Raw genomic sequence first — 2,243 nt, forward strand, 5'->3', positions numbered from 1 at the left:
TGGAGCGCATCGCCATCGCGTTACGAGCCGTTTGCTGGTGTGCATGAGCTGTTCAGCCGTGAGGCGCTGCGTCATCCATCGGCAGTGGCGCTGGTGTACGGCGAAGCAGTGTTGACGTACGCGGAACTGGAGTCACGTGCGAACCGTCTAGCGCATTTCCTGATCGGGCGGGGCGTAGGCCCCGAAGTGCGGGTCGGCATCGGCGTAGAACGCTCGGTGGAGATGGTGGTGGGCCTGCTGGCGATCCTGAAGGCGGGTGGCGCGTACGTACCGCTAGACCCGGAGTACCCGGCCGAACGCCTCGCGTACATGTGCGAGGACAGCGGCATCGCACTGCTGCTCACACAGCACGCATTGCGCGAACGGTTTGACGCCCACGTGGCAGGCCGCTGCGCAGTAGTAGAACTGGACACGCTGGACACGTCAGCGGAACCGTCAACGCTGCCTGCCGCGACGGTCCACCCGGAACAGCTCGCGTACGTGATCTACACGTCGGGCTCAACGGGCCGCCCGAAGGGCGCAGCGAACCGCCACGGCGCGCTGTACAACCGCCTCGCATGGATGCAGCAGGCGTACGGTCTGGACGCAACGGATACCGTGCTGCAGAAGACCCCGTTCAGCTTCGACGTCTCGGTATGGGAATTCTTCTGGCCGCTGATGACGGGCGCCCGTCTGGCGGTAGCCGCTCCAGGCGACCACCGCGAGCCCGCACGGCTGGTAGAACTGATCGACCGCCACCAGGTGAGCACCCTGCACTTCGTGCCGCCGATGCTGCAGGCGTTCGTCTCATCGCTGGACGAAGAAACGACATGTACCAGCCTGCGCCGCGTGATCTGCAGCGGCGAGGCGTTGCCGGCCACCCTGCAGGACCGCACGCTCGAGCGTCTGCCGCACGTGCAACTGTACAACCTGTACGGCCCGACGGAAGCCGCAATCGACGTCACGCACTGGACGTGTCGCGCAGGCGACGCAACGGTCCCGATCGGCCGGCCGATTGGCAACGTGACCACACACGTGCTGGACGCCTCGATGAACCGGGTACCGGTGGGCGTCGCGGGTGAACTGTACCTGGGCGGCGCAGGACTCGCGCGCGGGTACCTGAAACGCGCAGCACTGACGGCAGAGCGCTTCGTGCCGGACCCGTTCATCACAGGAAGCCGGCTGTACCGCACGGGCGATCTGGCCCGCTGGCGCACGGATGGTGCACTGGAATACCTGGGGAGACTGGATCACCAGGTGAAGGTGCGCGGATTCCGTATCGAGCTGGGCGAGATCGAGGCGGCACTGCAGACGCTGGAAGGCGTCGGCGAAGCGGTGGTGGTGACGCAGATGGGCCCGGGCGGAGCACGGCTCGTCGGCTACGTGACAGCCCGCGCAGGTGCGACGCTGGAGCCACGCACCCTGGAGACAGGGCTGAAGGCGAAGCTGCCGGAGTACATGGTGCCGTCGGTGTGGGTGGAACTGGAGAAGCTGCCGCTCTCGCCGAACGGGAAGGTGGAGCGGCGTGCACTACCGGCGCCGGAGCGCGCACAGGAACAGGAACACGAAGCCCCGCAGGGTGAAGTGGAAACGGCACTGGCACAGGTATGGGAGAGCGTACTGCGGGTAGAGCGCATCAGCCGTCACGCGAACTTCTTCGAACTGGGAGGCGACTCGATCCTGAGCCTGCAGATCGTGGAGCGGGCGAGGCGCGCGGGCTGGAAGGTGACCCCGAGACAGCTGTTCGAGCGGCAGACGGTGAGTCAACTGGCGGGCGTGGTGCAGCGCGTGCAGGAACAGGTAGCGCAGAACCACACCGCACAGGGCGAAGTGCCGCTGCTGCCGATCCAGGCGCAGTTCTTCGAGCAGGTGCAGCAGCAGCGTCACCACTGGAACCAGGCGGTGCTGCTCAGGAGCAGCGAAGCGATCGATGCGCAGGTGCTGGAGCAGGCACTGCACGCGCTAATAAACCACCACGACGCACTGCGGCTGCGCTTCACGCAGGATGCAGCAGGCCGGTGGGTGCAGGCGTACGCACAGACAGAAACAGGAACCCAGACACAACCCGACCTGCTGTGGATTCGCGAGGCCAAAGACGCTGCACAGATCGAGGCACACAGCGAAGCCGCCCAGCGCAGCCTCGACCTGACAAAGGGCCCATTACTGCGCGCGGTACTGATGCGGATAGAGGACGGCAGCACACGGTTGCTGCTGGTGATCCACCACCTGGTAGTGGATGGCGTGTCGTGGCGCATCCTGCTGGA

Annotated in this window: 1 protein-coding gene; it reads left to right on the forward strand. The window is 65.9% G+C overall.

All coding sequences use genetic code 11. The features are described from left to right. A partial coding sequence (locus E1748_RS31360) for a non-ribosomal peptide synthetase (protein ID WP_133651194.1) occupies window positions 1–2,243 on the forward strand: 2,243 nt, incomplete at both ends.

Source organism: Paraburkholderia flava, assembly GCF_004359985.1.
Taxonomy (GTDB): domain Bacteria; phylum Pseudomonadota; class Gammaproteobacteria; order Burkholderiales; family Burkholderiaceae; genus Paraburkholderia; species Paraburkholderia flava.